Origin of the sequence: Acinetobacter sp. ANC 5045, assembly GCF_004331005.1 — a bacterium.
Lineage (GTDB): Bacteria > Pseudomonadota > Gammaproteobacteria > Pseudomonadales > Moraxellaceae > Acinetobacter > Acinetobacter towneri.
In genome coordinates this window covers 1-12,651 of sequence record NZ_SJNS01000009.1, presented here as the reverse complement: position 1 = coordinate 12,651, position 12,651 = coordinate 1, and the positions used below count along the sequence as shown (strand labels likewise).

At 38.0% G+C, this 12,651-nt stretch carries 19 protein-coding genes; 11 read left to right on the top strand and 8 right to left on the bottom strand.

The window, feature by feature from the left end; translation table 11 throughout:
* The first annotated feature begins 49 nt into the window (after window positions 1-49).
* Genes E0H79_RS08450 through zigA form a run of 3 tightly spaced genes read left to right on the top strand, consistent with a single transcriptional unit; the run spans window position 50 to window position 2,445 of the window.
* Window positions 50-796 carry a D-Ala-D-Ala carboxypeptidase family metallohydrolase gene (locus E0H79_RS08450; RefSeq protein WP_034586623.1) on the top strand — a complete coding sequence of 249 codons (747 nt, stop codon included), beginning with the start codon at window positions 50-52 and terminating at the stop codon, window positions 794-796.
* A complete protein-coding gene (locus E0H79_RS08445) occupies window positions 789-1,220 on the top strand; it encodes a Fur family transcriptional regulator (RefSeq protein ID WP_111861127.1) in 432 nt (143 codons plus the stop codon). The genes E0H79_RS08450 and E0H79_RS08445 overlap by 8 nt, the downstream gene beginning before the upstream one ends.
* The gene (gene zigA, locus E0H79_RS08440; protein WP_000370506.1) at window positions 1,213-2,445 is read left to right on the top strand and encodes a zinc metallochaperone GTPase ZigA; all 1,233 of its coding nucleotides are present in this window, start codon (window positions 1,213-1,215) and stop codon (window positions 2,443-2,445) included. The genes E0H79_RS08445 and zigA overlap by 8 nt, the downstream gene beginning before the upstream one ends.
* A gap of 91 nt (window positions 2,446-2,536) precedes the next feature.
* Here the strand turns inward: zigA and E0H79_RS08435 are convergent, their stop codons facing one another.
* A complete protein-coding gene (locus tag E0H79_RS08435; RefSeq protein WP_000855862.1) occupies window positions 2,537-2,863 on the bottom strand; it encodes an ArsR/SmtB family transcription factor in 327 nt (108 codons plus the stop codon).
* A 111-nt stretch (window positions 2,864-2,974) separates the two neighbouring features.
* On the opposite strand from E0H79_RS08435, the gene E0H79_RS08430 reads away from it, so the two are divergent.
* From E0H79_RS08430 to E0H79_RS08395, 8 genes are all read left to right on the top strand, one after another.
* A complete protein-coding gene (locus E0H79_RS08430) occupies window positions 2,975-3,391 on the top strand; it encodes a YeeE/YedE family protein (protein ID WP_002009552.1) in 417 nt (138 codons plus the stop codon).
* Window positions 3,392-3,808 carry a DUF6691 family protein gene (locus E0H79_RS08425; RefSeq protein WP_000787781.1) on the top strand — a complete coding sequence of 139 codons (417 nt, stop codon included), beginning with the start codon at window positions 3,392-3,394 and terminating at the stop codon, window positions 3,806-3,808.
* A gap of 2 nt (window positions 3,809-3,810) precedes the next feature.
* On the top strand, window positions 3,811-4,683 hold the full coding sequence (locus E0H79_RS08420; RefSeq protein WP_000071898.1) for an MBL fold metallo-hydrolase: 873 nt from the start codon (window positions 3,811-3,813) through the stop codon (window positions 4,681-4,683).
* A gap of 67 nt (window positions 4,684-4,750) precedes the next feature.
* Window positions 4,751-5,536, top strand: coding sequence for a sulfite exporter TauE/SafE family protein (locus E0H79_RS08415; RefSeq protein WP_000269848.1), 786 nt, complete (start codon window positions 4,751-4,753; stop codon window positions 5,534-5,536).
* A gap of 100 nt (window positions 5,537-5,636) precedes the next feature.
* Window positions 5,637-6,032: a rhodanese-like domain-containing protein gene (locus tag E0H79_RS08410; protein ID WP_000844633.1), complete on the top strand. Its 396-nt coding sequence runs from the start codon at window positions 5,637-5,639 to the stop codon at window positions 6,030-6,032.
* A gap of 51 nt (window positions 6,033-6,083) precedes the next feature.
* Window positions 6,084-6,419 (top strand): carboxymuconolactone decarboxylase family protein, encoded by a 336-nt coding sequence (locus E0H79_RS08405; RefSeq protein ID WP_000875385.1) that lies wholly within the window; start codon window positions 6,084-6,086, stop codon window positions 6,417-6,419.
* A 23-nt stretch (window positions 6,420-6,442) separates the two neighbouring features.
* Window positions 6,443-7,063, top strand: coding sequence for a methyltransferase domain-containing protein (locus tag E0H79_RS08400; RefSeq protein WP_034586653.1), 621 nt, complete (start codon window positions 6,443-6,445; stop codon window positions 7,061-7,063).
* Window positions 7,064-7,128: 65 nt separating this feature from the next.
* A complete protein-coding gene (locus E0H79_RS08395; RefSeq protein WP_034586657.1) occupies window positions 7,129-7,872 on the top strand; it encodes an SDR family NAD(P)-dependent oxidoreductase in 744 nt (247 codons plus the stop codon).
* Window positions 7,873-7,951: 79 nt separating this feature from the next.
* On the opposite strand, the gene E0H79_RS08390 is transcribed toward E0H79_RS08395, so the two are convergent.
* From E0H79_RS08390 to E0H79_RS08360, 7 genes are all read right to left on the bottom strand, one after another.
* Window positions 7,952-8,260: a NifB/NifX family molybdenum-iron cluster-binding protein gene (locus tag E0H79_RS08390; protein WP_034586661.1), complete on the bottom strand. Its 309-nt coding sequence runs from the start codon at window positions 8,258-8,260 to the stop codon at window positions 7,952-7,954.
* 104 nt (window positions 8,261-8,364) lie between these two features.
* Window positions 8,365-8,622, bottom strand: coding sequence for a helix-turn-helix domain-containing protein (locus E0H79_RS08385; RefSeq protein ID WP_034586664.1), 258 nt, complete (start codon window positions 8,620-8,622; stop codon window positions 8,365-8,367).
* 143 nt (window positions 8,623-8,765) lie between these two features.
* Window positions 8,766-9,770, bottom strand: a complete 1,005-nt coding sequence (gene cydB / locus E0H79_RS08380) for a cytochrome d ubiquinol oxidase subunit II (RefSeq protein ID WP_034586667.1) — start codon at window positions 9,768-9,770, stop codon at window positions 8,766-8,768.
* Window positions 9,767-11,200, bottom strand: coding sequence for a cytochrome ubiquinol oxidase subunit I (locus tag E0H79_RS08375; protein ID WP_000172113.1), 1,434 nt, complete (start codon window positions 11,198-11,200; stop codon window positions 9,767-9,769). Before E0H79_RS08375 ends, cydB begins: the two co-directional genes overlap by 4 nt.
* Before the next feature lie 152 nt (window positions 11,201-11,352).
* Window positions 11,353-11,820: a DUF2946 domain-containing protein gene (locus tag E0H79_RS08370; protein WP_000242853.1), complete on the bottom strand. Its 468-nt coding sequence runs from the start codon at window positions 11,818-11,820 to the stop codon at window positions 11,353-11,355.
* A gap of 403 nt (window positions 11,821-12,223) precedes the next feature.
* Entirely contained in the window at window positions 12,224-12,388 is a 165-nt protein-coding gene (locus tag E0H79_RS08365; protein ID WP_228258784.1) for a hypothetical protein, read from the bottom strand.
* Window positions 12,389-12,454: 66 nt separating this feature from the next.
* On the bottom strand, window positions 12,455-12,651 hold a 197-nt coding region (locus E0H79_RS08360; protein WP_165492524.1), incomplete at its 5' end, for an integrase core domain-containing protein.

Here is a 12,651-nt window from a genome sequence, read left to right as displayed (position 1 = left end):
GGCAATCTCAATAAGATTGAGAGCTGTGATATTAGGGTATAAATGAGTAATGAAACATTTTTTAATTTTCGGGGTACTTTTTTGTCTTATCGCATGTAGTCAAAAACCAATACGGCATTTGGTTTCGCAACCCTACTCTTCGGAAGAAGATGACACATTCAAACATAAATCTGTGCAGTCTCGTCCAACACTTCAGAAAATTACACCTGCTTCTTATCAGAACTGGTTATCTCAACCTTTTAATAAAAATCAGGTTCATCGTTATCAATCTTTTTTAAAAAATCAAGACTTGCAGAATGTAGTGCCTGAATTTGAACTATTTCAAACAGCGCGAGATTGGCAAAACTGCCATGCATCTGAATATGAAATTCCACCGCAAGAAATTTGGAACAATATCGTACCGACTTTAAATATTTTGAAGGAATTAATTAATGACAATGTGATTGATGATTTTACAGTCACTTCTGTTTACCGTAACTCTGCCTTAAATCGTTGTGCGAAAGGAGCAGATTCTTCCAGACATGTTTTTAATGCTGCACTCGATTTTAGGATTGGTCCAGAACAGCCAATACCAGAAGAACTTACAACGATTCAGCAAACAAAAACAAATTTGTGTCAATTTTGGGTCAAAAATGGTGATCGCTTGAATATGGGACTAGGAGTCTATGCTTCTGGTCAAATTCATATTGATAGTGCTGGATATCGCACATGGGGACCGGATCATAGAAGTACCTCATCTCCCTGTATCACCCAGCTTTTATCTAATCGAAATGATAAAGGAAATGTAGATGAGTGAATTAAAACTTAGTGCGATACAGCAAAGGGTATTAACAATTTTGCAAAATGAGCAGAAAGCAATAAGTGCTTATGCTTTATTAGAAAAGGTAAAACCTTATGGCTTGCAATCTCCAGTACAAATTTATCGTATTTTAAAAAAACTGTCAGGCTATGGCTTAATACTTAGACTTGATACATTGAATAAATATTTAGCGTATGAATTGAAAAATAAACAAAATTACTTACTCGTCACAATTTGTACAGAGTGTCAGACAGTTCAAATTCTTGATTCACCTCAGTTTACTCAAGTGATTGAACAGTCACTTGTTCATCAGGATTTTAGCCCTAAACATCATTGTTTAGAGCTATTAGGTCAATGTGCTTTATGTTTTTCCAAACGTAACAAGCCTTTTATTAAGATAAGTGAGAAAGCCAATGGATAATTCTTTAGCCACTCCAGCCAAATTACCTGTAACTGTGCTGTCGGGATTCCTCGGTGCAGGTAAGACGACGTTACTCAATCATATTTTAAATAACCGCGAAGGTCGTCGTATCGCGGTCATTGTTAATGATATGTCGGAGGTAAATATTGATGCTGCTTTAGTACGAGATGGTGGCGCAGAACTTTCCCGTACTGATGAAAAACTGGTAGAAATGAGTAATGGTTGTATCTGCTGTACTTTGCGGGAAGATTTACTGGTAGAAGTTCGTCGCCTTGCTCAAGAGTATCGTTTTGATCAATTAGTCATTGAGTCAACGGGAATTTCTGAGCCATTGCCCGTAGCCGAAACTTTTACTTTTGAAGATGAAAATGGTGTGTCACTGAATGAGTTTGCACGACTTGATACCATGGTGACTGTTGTAGATGCCTTTAATTTTTTAAAAGATTACAGCTCGTATGATAGTTTGCAACAACGCGGAGAGTCGTTGGGTGAACAAGATGAGCGTACTGTGGTTGACCTGTTGATTGATCAAATTGAGTTTTGTGATGTCATCATCTTAAATAAAGTAGATCTGATCAATGAGGATGATAAACAACGTTTATTTGCAATTCTAAATAAACTTAATCCACGAGCAAAAATTGAAATTTCTGAATTTGGTAAAGTCAATTTAGATAAAGTTTTAAATACAGGGCTTTTTGATTTTAATGAAGCCTCTCAAGCCCCAGGATGGCTGAAGGAATTGCGTGGGGAACATACACCTGAAACCGAAGAGTATGGAATTAAAAGTTTTGTGTATCGCGCAAGACGTCCATTTCATCCACAACGCTTTTATGATTTCATCAATTCCGAATGGAAAGGTGTGGTTCGTTCGAAAGGCTATTTTTGGTTGGCTTCAAACCCAGAGTTTGCTGCTTCTTGGTCACAAGCGGGTGCAATGGCTAGACATGGTGTTGCCGGCTATTGGTGGGCAACGGTTCCTGACGAGCATTGGCCAGAGGATCAGCAAAGCCGTGATGAAATCATCAGAAATTGGGATGAGCGTACTGGGGATGCACGACAGGAAATTGTAATGATTGGAATGGATATGGATGAACAGAGTTTAATCCAACAGTTTGACCAATGTTTACTGACGGATGAGGAAATGGCAGGAGGACCTGAGCAGTGGAAACTTATGGTTAATCCATTTCCTGAGTGGGAGAACTTAGAGCAATCTTCAGATAATTGATTTGAAAAAAAGTAACAGACTTTTTTGCTTGAAAAGTTAGCAGAAGAGTCTGTTATTCCAAATGTGAAATATTTTTAGGGAGTTAACATTTCTAGTCCGAGTCTATGTCATTCATACAATATAAGCCGTATAGGGTCTGCATGATTTGTAATATTCTCATATCACTAAATTGATAAAAGATTTGTTTGCCTTCGCGGCGTGTCGATACCATTTTACTTTTTCTGAGTATCGTTAGTTGTTGGGACAATGTTGGTTGGTATACCTGAGCGGTTTTTTCAATTTGTTGAACATTCAGCTCACCATCAATTAAGACACATAAAATTTTAAGACGATCAGGATTCGATAAGACTTTTAGACAATCAGTGACAAGGTCGACTTTTGAAAGATCTATTTTCATTTTTAATTCATTGGTTTTCATAAGCGTATCCTAAAAATCATCTTATTATTATACAAAAAAATAAAGTAATACTTGTATATTATTTAATTATATAATATTAATAAGTATATTGTTTGGCGTGATTTGAATTGTATGTATGACTATTTGATTTCCTTTATGGGTGGATTATTGCTAGGTGCAGCTGTAGTTGGCTACCTATATGTACATGGTCGTATTGCCGGAATTAGTGGATTAGTTGCACAAATTCTAAACCCTCAAATGATATTTAAGACACCTGCTATTTGGTTTATGTCAGGTTTGATCATTATACCTTTCATTTATGGGCGATTTGTTCAGCCAGAAATTGAATTGAATGCCAGTCCGTTGATGATGATCATTGCTGGGCTATTGGTGGGTTTTGGGACACGCCTAGGTTCAGGCTGTACCAGTGGTCATGGCATTTGTGGAATCAGCCGCTTATCTAAACGTTCTATTCTAGCCACCATGAGTTTTATGTTCGCTGGATTTGTTACGGTTTATATGATTCGCCATGTCACAGGAGCTTTCTAAATGAAGAATTTTCTTGCTTTCATTTTCGGCGGTTTATTTTCTATAGGTTTGATGCTTTCAGGGATGTCCAATCCAGAAAAAGTTCTAAACTTCTTAGATTTGTTTGGTGATTGGGATGCAAGCCTAGCTTTTGTAATGATTGGGGCGATTATGATTGCAATTATTCCTTTTCAAAAGGTGGTACGCAGTCAGGCACCTAAAACCGTATTTAATGAACCAATTGAGTTACCTAGCAATCATAAAATTGATTTTAAATTGATCTCGGGCAGCCTTTTATTTGGTATTGGTTGGGGGATTGCTGGGATATGTCCTGCACCCAGTTTTACCTTGATTGGTCTTGGGCATTATCAGGTTCTGTATTTTATTGTCTCAATGTTTGCAGGCATCTTGCTTCATCGTAAGTGGACAGGAGCTTAATCATGTCAAATTCACCTGTTGTAAAAGATTTTTTTCATGAAGATACCCATACTTTTAGTTATGTGGTAAGTGATCCTTCAACGAAAGCATGTGCAATTATTGACAGTGTGCTGGATTATGATGCTGCATCTGCCAGTACATCGACCATACATGCCGATAAGATTATTGCTTATGTCAAAGAGCAAGGCTTAACAGTTGAGTGGATTTTGGAAACCCATGTCCATGCCGATCATTTAACTGCGGCGCAGTATCTCAAAGCTACACTTGGCGGAAAGATTGCCATGAGCCATAAAATAGCGATGGTTCAGAAGACTTTCGCAGCGATCTATCATCTGGATATCAAGCAATGGAATACTCAGCAGATGTTTGACCATTTGTTTGAGGATTATGAGAAATTCCAGATTGGTTCCATTGAGGCATATAACATTCCTACACCTGGACATACGCCTGCCTGCTTGAGTTATGTTATCGGTGATGCTGTGTTTGTTGGTGATACCTTGTTTATGCCAGATTATGGAACAGCGCGTTGCGATTTTCCAAAAGGAAGTGCATCAACCCTTTTCGATTCCATACAAAGTTTGTATCAATTACCTGAAAAAACACGAGTATTTCTCTGCCATGATTATTTGCCAGAAAAACGTGATACCTACATGTGTAAAACGGATATTCAGACGCAAAAAAAACACAACATTCATGTTCACGAAGGCACAACCAAAGCTGAATTTGTTGAAATGCGTAATAAGCGTGATGCGCTTTTAAGCATGCCAGAACTGATTTTACCTTCGATACAGATCAACATGAAAGCAGGACAGTTTCCTGAGCCAGAAGATAATGGTGTTTCTTATCTAAAACTTCCACTTAATTACTTCAAGTAGGCAAATTTTAAGATTAAACAAATTTTATCTTTTGTTTAGTTGTTCTGGTAAAGAGGGGATAGTGGCTATGTGGACGCTAATACTTGAAGGCTTGGCCATCGGTTGTTTACTCGGTTTAACTGGTGCAGGTGGTGGGATTTTGGCAGTACCTGCACTGATGGCAAGTCAAGGGTGGACAGTCGCACAAGCTGCTCCAGTAGGTTTGCTTGCAGTGACCTTATCAGCGCTGGTTGGAACATTTGAAGGTTTGTCCAAGCACATCGTACGGTATCGTGCTGCACTATGGATTGCACTGATCAGCATTCCTTCAGCACGTTATGGTGTATATCTGGGAGGGGTTATTTCTCCGACATGGCTTACGTTAGCATTTAGTTTAGTCATGCTATTTGTTGCCTATCGGATTTTCTTTAAAAAAGTGAATGATCATCATACAGGTGCGCTGTGTAAAGTAAATCAGATGACAGGGCGTTTGATTTGGAATGTAAAGACGGCTTTGGCCCTTGGTGGTATAGGTATAGTCGCAGGTTTATTAACTGGTTTGCTTGGAGTTGGGGGTGGGTTCGTGATTGTACCCGCACTCAGTAAATTTACAGACTTGGATATGCGTAGCATTGTAGCTACCTCACTCATGATTATTTTTCTGATTGGTGGCGTTAGTATTTCTGCTCATATTTTAGATGGTTTTCAATACCCTGTCTCAGTTACGCTGACTTTCGTTTTAGCTTGCGTGTTAGGGATGTTGATTGGTCGAAGTTTGATGCCTTTAGTTAAGAATAGTCAAATCCAAAAGGTTTTTGCTGTGACAGTCATAGGCGTAGCGTTTTATTTAATTTTTACAGTTACTATGGCTTAGTTCAAGCAATAGGCTGAAGATAAATTTTAAAACAGCATTTTAAAGATATGAAGACGTAATCAGAGACTAGATTTTTATAGATCGGAAGAGGTAAAGAGTAATGAAAACAGCAGATCAATTAATTTCAATGGCAAAAAGCCGAATTCAGGAAGTGACTGTCACAGACTTACTTGAAGCCATGAAAAACCATAAAACAATTCTCATTGATGTCCGCGAACCCGAAGAATTTCAAGCAGCTTTTATTGATCGTGCTGTGAACTATCCACGTGGTGTTTTAGAAATGCGTATACATCAGCATCCGTTTGCCAGTCACCATTGCGATACTGTTCAGGCACTTGAGCATTTGAAAGATCAGCCTATTTATTTGATTTGTGGAACGGGCGGGCGATCAGCTCTAGCTACAGATACTTTGCAGAATATGGGTTTTACTCAGGTTAAATCTGTTCAAGGAGGTTTTCAAGCATGGGTAGAACATGGTTATCCAGTAGAGAAATAAATTGTTGTTTAAAGTCTAGTTCAAATTCACCGATATTTAAGTGAGAGAGTTATGAAATACAAAGAATTAACCCAAAACATTTCAGGAAACTTGAAGACATTAGTGCAGGATTCTCCTGATTTAATGAAGAGTTTTAATCAATTGTCACAAGTTGCAATGCGTGAAGGTGTTGTTGATCCTAAAACTAAGGAAATGATTGCTTTAGCAATTGGTGTTGCAGCACGATGTGATGGATGTATAGGCTTTCATGTCAGAACCCTAGTCAAAATGGGGATAACATTACAAGAATTGGAAGAAGTGCTTGGCGTTGCAGTTTATATGGGAGGTGGGCCTTCATTGATGTATGCAGCGAATGCATTGGAAGCATTTAAAGAATTCACAGCCTAATTTTTCGATCATTGGAAAGCGATATGAGTCAGCATTGGGATAGTCTTTATTCGCAAACACAGGATCTATATGGCATTTCGCCCAATCATTTTATTCAACAGATAGCAGATCAAATTCCAATTGTGGGAAAAACCCTTGCTATCGCAGAGGGTGAAGGGCGGAATATCCTTTATTTAGCGGATAAAGCAAGACGGCAAAATGATTCATTTTCGGCAGAAATATGGGATTACTCAAAAGTTGCCTTGCAACATTTGTCTGCAAAAGCTCAAGATGCTGGATTTGATTTTACACTTAGAAATATTGATCTCAGTGATGTCGAGTGGCCAAGAGAACGTTATCAAAATGTGATGTGTGTGTATGGGCATTTTGATGAAAATACGCAATTTAAGGTACTCACTGGGATTCGCCAATCATTGACAGACAATGGTTGGTTTATTGGAGAGCTTTATTCTAAAGAGCAAATCCATTATCGAACTGGTGGTCCCAAAGATATCAACTATTTATACGACCCAATGCTGATTCTGTCGGTATTTAAAAATGATCATCTCCATCATTTTTATGTCGGAGAGCAGGAGCGCTATGAAGGTAAATTACATAACGGAAAATGTCATGTAATTCAATTTGCAATCCAAGTGCAGAAATAGGACGTAAGACGATTCAAGCACGAGCATGGCTCATATGCTCATTTTATAAAGAAGAGAGGTCTAAGATGTCAACACGCTTTAATAATAAAGTGGCTTTAGTTACAGGTGCAGGTTCGGGTATTGGGCGAAGCACGGCGTTGCTTCTTGCTAAGCAAGGGGCAAAAGTTGTTGTTTCAGATATCAATCTTGATGCGGCTGAGAAAGTTGTAGCTGAAATTATGGCTGCGGGCGGTCATGCTGTTGCGAATAAAACGGATACATCTCGTCCAGAGGAAATGAAACAAGCAGTTGACTTTGCTGTGGAAAGCTTTGGAGCTTTGCATTTAGCATTTAATAATGCGGGTATCTTAGGTGAAGTTAATCCGATTGCTGAGTTTAGTATAGAGGGTTGGCGTCGAGTGATAGATATTAATTTGAACGCTGTTTTTTATGGGCTGCATTATCAGATTCCAGCAATGCTTAAATCTGGTGGTGGTGCGATTGTTAATACCGCATCTATCTTAGGTTTAGTTGGGACTAAGAATATTTCAGGATATGTTGCGGCTAAGCATGGTGTGACAGGTCTGACAAAGACTGCTTCATTGGAATATGCTGATCAAGGTATACGTATTAATTCAGTTCATCCTGGGTATATCCAAACTCCATTAATTGGAGAATTTGAGGAATCAGAATTAGTGAAACTTCATCCAGTTGGTCGATTGGGTAAACCAGAAGAAGTTGCTCAAGTCGTGGCTTTCCTATTATCAGATGAAGCTTCATTTGTGACTGGCAGTCAGTATACGGTTGATGGTTCGTATACTTCACAATAATAAATGAAATAAGAAAACCCTGCATCTGCAGGGTTTTCTTATTTTGTTCATGATAAATGACCGCTTTCCTTTAAACTTTTTATTTGGTTGAAATTAAACTGCAGATAAATTGTTCTGGTTCAATTTCTGCTGTTATCATGACATGTACACCAATATTTCTGAGTTTTTCTCGTAATCGATCGCCCATTCCCGTGGTTACGAATATATCCATAGGCAGCAGTTTTTCGAGTACTTCACCAGACTGGGAAAAGGATTGCTCCTTTTCAACTTCAATAAGTTGCTTGTCAGTCACTTCTCCATCTTTTAATTCATATTTCCAGAATTTCCGACATTTTCCCGCATGGGGAGTAATATGACGCCGGTTTTGTGATGTAATAACAATTACCATAAATATTTCTCCAAACCGATACGACCACTTTTTATGGTCATGTATCGGTTCATAATGATTTATAAGTTACTAATAAAAGCTATTCACAAATCTAGCTAATTGTTTTAAGCAAGATTTTCCAATACAAACTGAGGTGACTTTATAAACAGTTTGATTAAAGCCTGCGCCGAACTTGAAGGATGCCGAACACCTCTTTCCCAACTTTCTAGCGTTCTTGGAGATATGCCAAGTTTAGATGCTAACTGTTGTTGAGAAATATTCATTTTTTTTCGCGCTCTTATAATTTCCTGAGCTAATGTTAAATTAACGATATATGGGAAATCATGATTAAAATTCACATGGTGCTGTTGAAGTAGATGCATAAATATCCTCTTCTTTCTAAGGACCTAATAAGCAAGTTGAAGTAAGAATCTAAAGCTCATAGCAATGACCAATAAACTTAAGAAACCGACTAGCCATAACAATATGAACCATTGAAATTTAGATAATTTCATTAGGAATTCCTTTAATGATAACCGTCATCCCCAATACGAACTTTATCTCTGAATACCCAGTATGATAGGGCGGTATAGACAAGTATGATTGGAATTAAGATCAGTGCTCCAATCAGTGCGAATAGCTGACTATTGGCAGGTGCGGCAGCATCCCAAATGGTAATTGAGGGCGGAATAATGTAAGGAAAAATACTGATCAAGAAGCCTGAATATGCTAAAAAAACTAATCCTAATGTATAGATAAAAGGCATCGCTTCATTTTGCTTAATACATGAGCGCACCGCTAAAAAGGTACAAACTAGAACAAGCAAAGGGACTGGGCTGAAATAAATCAATTGAGTGGGATTAAACCAGCGCTCAGCAATTTGTGGATGTGCGATAGGCGTATAGATGCTGACAGCAATGAAAATAACCAATAAGCCAATCAAAAGCTTGGGCATTAATTTATACATATGCTTTTGTAGTAGGTCATCAGTCTTCATGATGAGCCAACCACATCCCAATGCTGCATAAACGACTACAACACCCAAACCTGTAAATAATGAAAAGGGTGTTAACCAATCAAAGCCACCACCAGCGTAGCGATTATCAACAATATCAATACCCTGAATATAAGCTCCTAAGATCACCCCTTGTAAGAAACTGGCAACAATAGAGCCCCAAATGAATGCATTATCCCAAATGTACTTTGTTCGATTGGCTTTGAAACGAAACTCAAAAGCTACGCCTCTAAAAATCAAAGCTATTACCATCAATATGATAGGTAAATATAAGGCTGACAGAACCGCTGAATAGACAATAGGGAAAGCCGCAAAAAGACCAGCGCCACCTAGAACCATCCATGTTTCATTACCATCCCAAACGGGAGCAACGGTGTTCATCATCACATCACGCTCTTGCTGATTTTTAATAAAGGGGAATAAAATCCCGATACCTAAATCAAAGCCATCAAGTAGCACGTAAATAAAAACACCAACTGCAATAATGACAATCCAGATTAAAGATAAATCAATCATAAAGATGCTCCTTGATCCTGATCATCAATTTTTTCATCAATAGCACTCAGGGGGCGCATTGGTGTTTTAAAATGGCCAACGCCTCCGATTTCTTCTGGTGGGTTATGTAAAAACTCAGGTCCTTTATGCATGAGTTTGAGCATGTAATAAATGCCCACACCAAAGACAATAAAATACACGATCACAAAAATAATGAGGGTTAATCCCACCTGTTCTGCTGAGACTGGAGAAAGCGCATCTTTTGTCCTCATAACGCCATAGATAATCCATGGCTGACGTCCTACTTCTGTGGTGAACCAACCTGCGAGTAACGCGATGAAGCCTGAAGGACCCATTAGGATTGCAAAGCGATGAAACCACTTACTCTCATAGAGGTTGCCTGTTTTTCTGAGCCATAGGGCCGTGACTGCAAGGAAGAGCATAAGCATGCCTAGCCCAACCATAATACGGAAACTCCAAAATACGATTGTTGAATTTGGACGATCTTCAGGTGCAAAATCTTTTAATCCTTTCACCGTCCCATTCATGGAATGGGTCAAAATTAGGCTTCCTAAATGTGGAATTGCAATCGCATATTTCGTGCGTTCTTCTTGCATATCAGGAATACCAAATAAATATAAGGGCATCCCATGATCATGGTTCGTTTCCCAATGGCCTTCCATAGCAGCAAGTTTAGCTGGTTGATGTTTTAGGGTATTTAAACCATGGGCATCACCAATAAAAACTTGGAGGGGGGCTAAAATAAGGATTAACCAAAGCGCCATTGAAAATGATGTTTTGACTAATGCATCTCTACGGCCTTTGAGCAAGTGCCACGCAGCAGTAGCAGCAACAAGAAGAGCAGCTACTAAAAAGGCTGCAAGTGCCATATGGAATAAGCGATAGATAAAGGATGGGTTAAAAACAATAGCAAACCAATCTTGAGGTACAACAACCCCATTTTCAATCGTGAAGCCTTGTGGTGTCTGCATCCAACTGTTTGAAGACAAAATCCAGAACATTGAAATACATGTACCGATGGCGACCATCAGTGTGGCAAAAAAGTGTGCTTTTTTACCGACACGCCCCCATCCAAAAAGCATAATGCCTAAAAATCCTGCTTCTAAGAAGAAAGCACTTAGAACTTCGTAGCTCAGTAACGGGCCTGTAACGCCTCCTGCAAATCGAGAAAATTCACTCCAGTTTGTACCAAACTGATAACTCATCACGACACCAGAAACGACACCCATACCGAATGATAATGCAAATATTTTCACCCAGAATTTGAATAAATCATGATAAATAGAGTCGTTTGTTCTAAGCCATCGCCATTCTAAAACTGCAAGAAAGCTTGCAAGCCCAATAGAAATCGCAGGGAAAATAATATGAAATGACACCGTGAATGCAAACTGAATACGTGCTAACTCAAGTGCCGTAAAACCTAAGGTCATAGCAACTCTCCACATCCGAAGCATGCTCTAGATTGCATATGCTCTGATATGAGTGTGCCTACACAGATACGTGCATTTTTTAAAAGTAATAACATAGCGATTAGTCTCTTCAACTAATTAAATTTCAAAACAATAAGGAATTGCCAATAAATTTAGACAGCAAAAGAGACAGGAGGTGCTCGACCTTGAGGGATCAGAAATAATTGCTTTAAAAGAAAGAAGATATGAAAGAAAGCTTCTTTAAAAGCTAATAACCGAACTTGAATTCTCACGACTACTTCTTTAACACCCATGTCTGGTAGTGGAACGACATGTGCGTAAACAACACAGTACTGACATTGATGATTTGCATCGTGATGATGGCTAGATGAAGTTTTTTGTTCAAGATGTGCATGATTAAGCTTTTCAGTATCATGATTAACAAAATCCAACTCTTGATGAGAGTGATTATGCGTAAAATGATCTGAGCTATGCTCATGGTGAGAAGTATCTAATTGAAGTGCATGGACAATAGTTTCACAGACAGGAGAAATTTGATATTTCTCTGGAAGTAAAGGCTGTATAAAAACAGCAATCTGTAACAAGATTGCTGAGAATGCGAGCAATCTTCCTAAAACCATGATCACTTAGATTGTCTCAATTATCCAAGTAAGATGGTTAGATTGTAGCAGATTTACTATTTATTAAAAGTATAAGCGATATTAATTTAATAGTTTTGATTTAATCCAGCGTAATAATTTTTAGGATAAAGTAAAAATAAAAATAATTGATTTCAATCTGAATTAATTCAGATTGAAATCGTGCATGATTAATTTTGCTTTTAAAAAATAATGATTAAAATTTATAAAGTAAAGTAGGCGAGAATATTTTCCCTACATTGTAGTGAAATTTATTAACTTACCTATTAAGGAAGATGAGGTTTTGTGTGCACGTCAATAAATTCACCAATCTTTACTTAATTTAAAAGTCTTTTAGAGGCACAAGACGATTTTATCGGATATTTAAAATAGCGTCCAGTAATTATCAAGTCTTTAATAAAACTTTCTCTATCTCTAAAATCAAATTTTTTTCTAAAAGTGATTTATGTAAATCTTTTTCTGTGAGCAATTGAGAATGAATAAAGCGTAAATCATCTTGGGACAATGTATCCCATTGATTAGGCTTTAAGTATTCTGATTTTTGGGGTATTAATTTAACAATATCACTTGATGAATAGTGAACCGTACCGGGTTTGTCGGAGACTTTTTATTTAAGTTAGGCCACCTGACCTAACGGATTAATTTTATCATAGTACATTGCTTCAAAATCAAAAGGTGGCACATAACCTAGTGCACTATGTACACGCTCTTTATTGAACCAATCTACCCAATTTAATGTCGCAAGTTGTACATCCGCTAAACCTTGCCAATCTGCTTTTAAATATTCAATCACCTCTGTTTTGTATAAGCCAT

Coding starts and splice junctions, on each gene's coding strand:
- cydB (WP_034586667.1), bottom strand. CDS start 9,770: ATGATTGATTTATCTTTAATCTGGATTGTCATTATTGCAGTTGGTGTT.
- E0H79_RS08415 (WP_000269848.1), top strand. CDS start 4,751: ATGTGGACGCTAATACTTGAAGGCTTGGCCATCGGTTGTTTACTCGGT.
- E0H79_RS08385 (WP_034586664.1), bottom strand. CDS start 8,622: ATGCATCTACTTCAACAGCACCATGTGAATTTTAATCATGATTTCCCA.
- E0H79_RS08395 (WP_034586657.1), top strand. CDS start 7,129: ATGTCAACACGCTTTAATAATAAAGTGGCTTTAGTTACAGGTGCAGGT.
- E0H79_RS08450 (WP_034586623.1), top strand. CDS start 50: ATGAAACATTTTTTAATTTTCGGGGTACTTTTTTGTCTTATCGCATGT.
- zigA (WP_000370506.1), top strand. CDS start 1,213: ATGGATAATTCTTTAGCCACTCCAGCCAAATTACCTGTAACTGTGCTG.
- E0H79_RS08405 (WP_000875385.1), top strand. CDS start 6,084: ATGAAATACAAAGAATTAACCCAAAACATTTCAGGAAACTTGAAGACA.
- E0H79_RS08445 (WP_111861127.1), top strand. CDS start 789: ATGAGTGAATTAAAACTTAGTGCGATACAGCAAAGGGTATTAACAATT.
- E0H79_RS08375 (WP_000172113.1), bottom strand. CDS start 11,200: ATGACCTTAGGTTTTACGGCACTTGAGTTAGCACGTATTCAGTTTGCA.
- E0H79_RS08435 (WP_000855862.1), bottom strand. CDS start 2,863: ATGAAAACCAATGAATTAAAAATGAAAATAGATCTTTCAAAAGTCGAC.
- E0H79_RS08420 (WP_000071898.1), top strand. CDS start 3,811: ATGTCAAATTCACCTGTTGTAAAAGATTTTTTTCATGAAGATACCCAT.
- E0H79_RS08425 (WP_000787781.1), top strand. CDS start 3,392: ATGAAGAATTTTCTTGCTTTCATTTTCGGCGGTTTATTTTCTATAGGT.
- E0H79_RS08390 (WP_034586661.1), bottom strand. CDS start 8,260: ATGGTAATTGTTATTACATCACAAAACCGGCGTCATATTACTCCCCAT.
- E0H79_RS08400 (WP_034586653.1), top strand. CDS start 6,443: ATGAGTCAGCATTGGGATAGTCTTTATTCGCAAACACAGGATCTATAT.
- E0H79_RS08370 (WP_000242853.1), bottom strand. CDS start 11,820: ATGGTTTTAGGAAGATTGCTCGCATTCTCAGCAATCTTGTTACAGATT.
- E0H79_RS08430 (WP_002009552.1), top strand. CDS start 2,975: ATGTATGACTATTTGATTTCCTTTATGGGTGGATTATTGCTAGGTGCA.
- E0H79_RS08410 (WP_000844633.1), top strand. CDS start 5,637: ATGAAAACAGCAGATCAATTAATTTCAATGGCAAAAAGCCGAATTCAG.